General features: G+C 57.0%; 1 protein-coding gene and 1 pseudogene. Both read right to left on the bottom strand.

Features of this window, described 5'->3' with window-relative positions:
• Positions 1-2,050, bottom strand: a pseudogene (locus ALO43_RS31605) (DUF4158 domain-containing protein); the annotation flags it as partial.
• Positions 2,051-2,060: 10 nt separating this feature from the next.
• Positions 2,061-2,627: a recombinase family protein gene (locus ALO43_RS20815; RefSeq protein WP_083492218.1), complete on the bottom strand. Its 567-nt coding sequence runs from the start codon at positions 2,625-2,627 to the stop codon at positions 2,061-2,063.
• Between the last annotated feature and the right edge of the window lies 1 nt (position 2,628).

Raw genomic sequence — 2,628 nt, 5'->3', positions numbered from 1 at the left:
GCTTGGCGATGGCGTTGCTAATACAGTCATTGGCTGCTTGCAACGTCGATTGTCGCAAGTACTGCTTGTAGGCCGTCTCCAGCACCTGATAGGGAATGTCACTGGTGCGCGCCATGGTGAACATACCGTGGTTCATGGCTATGGCAGTGATTACGGCCAGCAAGCTGTTGGCCTGGGTGCTCTGCTTGGCATAGCGCGGTTGCAGTGGCGTCAATGCCGACAGGAACTGGCATTGACCATCCACGAAGCGCAACACGTCGGCCACGTCGGTCAGCGGCAAACGCCCGTAAAAGGCTTCGGATTGGTCGGCCCCTTTATTAGCTTTGGGTTGGCGCCATATCAAGCGTTTACGCGCAGTGTCGAACGTCAGGTGTGGCAGCGTCCCCCGGCGTAGTTCCGAGTTGAAGGAATGCCACTGTTGTCGTAATTGCTCGGCCAACGCTTCCAGGCGCGTGCTGACGGGTTGACGCAACCAGGCAATGTTCGCGTCCATTTTTGCCAGCAGTGGCGCGTATTCGGCCAGTGGCACCAGCTCGTCGGCCAGTTGGCGGTGTTGCAAGCTGTCATCTATATAGATATCGCCGGTGCGTAGACGTTTGGCTATCTCATGGTACAGCCAGAACTCATATCGTGCGTCGTTAAGAGCTACACGGTTGCCAGCGTCGTCACTGTCCAGCAGGAAGGAGCGCAAGCGCACTGGCAAGGTATTGGCTGGACACTCGGACAATGGGCGATGCGATGGTCGTTGCTGATGCGCAAACACTGTTTTGATCCACTCCAGCGCTTGCAGCCAGGGGTTATCCGGTTCCGCCCCGCAGAAGTCCACGCTAGCAAAGATCGGTCGCAGGTTCAGGCGCACCCGCACGCTCAGTTTGTCGATAGCTTCCCAGCGTAGCGCCAGGGAGCTGAGCTGTTTGGTGCTCATGTGTTGGCCTACTGCTAGCACTTCGTCCTTGCCCATGATCTGCCAGGCACGACGGCGCACGGTGCCAAACAGCTCACTGTCAGCCACTTGGTCGTCTACGTACAACAGGAGCAGCCGCCCGACTTTACGGTTATTGCGCGATTGCACCACCTGCTCATGCAAAATACGCTTCTGTGCATACACCTTGGTTTCAGCTTCATAGTGACGCACGAGGTGATTCATTGCGGCCACCAGATTGTCGGTGAATTGCCGGTAACGCAGCTAGGCGAAACACAGCAGGTACAGGCGTGCTTGTGCAGGCTTGAGACGGCGCAGGTCAAATACCGTGTAGTAGTTCACCAGGCTGGCGTAGTACAGCAGGTTTTGCCGGGAGATTTCCAGGCGGGGTAGTATTTCCTTGGCGGCGTGGTGCAGCGGTGCCAGCGTCGCGCGCTTTTCGCGCTCGCGGCTCATATGTCGATGGCCAAAATTTTTAGCATCTTGCTTGAGCACGGCCAAATCGGAGAGGGTATCTTCGTACACCAGCAACTGCGACAATATTGCCTTGAGGGGTTCGTCCAGCAGCCCCTCGAGCAAGCTGCCCAGGCGAAGGCGTTCATCACTCAGTGCCTTACTGACAATCTCCTGCAAGGTGGTGTAACCCGGCCGGATGATCTTGCGTTCACCTAGCGCGACCACAAGCTCTAAAGCCACAAAGCTGGGCGTTACATCGCGTCGCACCAGTTGTGCGGCCCGCGATGCCAGCCAAGGCAAGCAGGTCAAAGACCATGGCTGATAGTCAAACAGCGCCGTGATACCGCCACGCTGGGCATAGCGCTCATGCTTGGAGATGGCCAGTAGCTCCACCGACTGGCCTTGGAAATACCGACTGATGACGAAGGTGCAGTCATCGACCACCTCGTCCCAGTCAAAGACAAAGAAAGCGCGCTTGGCCTTGAAATAACCGATTTGCAGAATGCAATGCACCTGAGCATTTAGGCCGAAGCGACTGGAGGCCAGTGCCAGTTCGGTCTCTGATAGCGCGAGGTATTCCAGCTGTTGGCTGTCATCGAAGTTAGGCACACCGTACAGAGCCTCTTGTTCGGCATCCGATAGGACGTTCAACCGTTCGCTTTTGGAGGTCATTTCTGGGGCGCTACGCTTGAGGTTGTTGTCGTTTTAAGAAATCGACTGTGCGGGTGGATTGCAGAGCTGCATACAGGGACGTTTTGCCCACTTTAAGGCGTGTAGCGGCCTCCCGGACATTTAGCCCGTTAGCGATATATTTACGTGCCTGCTGTAACTTGTCAGCGGTAATGACCGGCTTGCGCCCGCCCTTTCGCCCGCGAGCGGCGGCAGCGGCCAAGCCGGCCTTGGTGCGGTCGCGGATCAGGTCGTGTTCAAACTGACCCAATGCCCCGAACACATGGAAGATGAGTCGACCACCTGACGTGGTGGTATCTATATTTTCCATCAGTGATCGGAAACCGACGCCTCGCGCTTCCAACGCTCCTATCGTCTCGATCAGGTGCGGCAGGGAGCGCCCAAGCCGATCCAGCCGCCAGACGGCTAGGACGTCGCCGTCGCGAAGATAGGTGAGAGCAGCAACCAAGCCGGGCCGGTCAGCCTTGGCCCCAGAAACCACATCCTCAAAAACCCGCTCGCAGCCAGCCTGATTCAGTGCATCGGTCTGTAATGCAGTGTTTTGTTCTGCTGTCGATATC

This window comes from Pseudomonas tremae (assembly GCF_001401155.1).
Classification (GTDB): Bacteria; Pseudomonadota; Gammaproteobacteria; order Pseudomonadales; family Pseudomonadaceae; genus Aquipseudomonas; species Aquipseudomonas tremae.
This window is presented reverse-complemented; position numbering and strand designations above follow the sequence as displayed.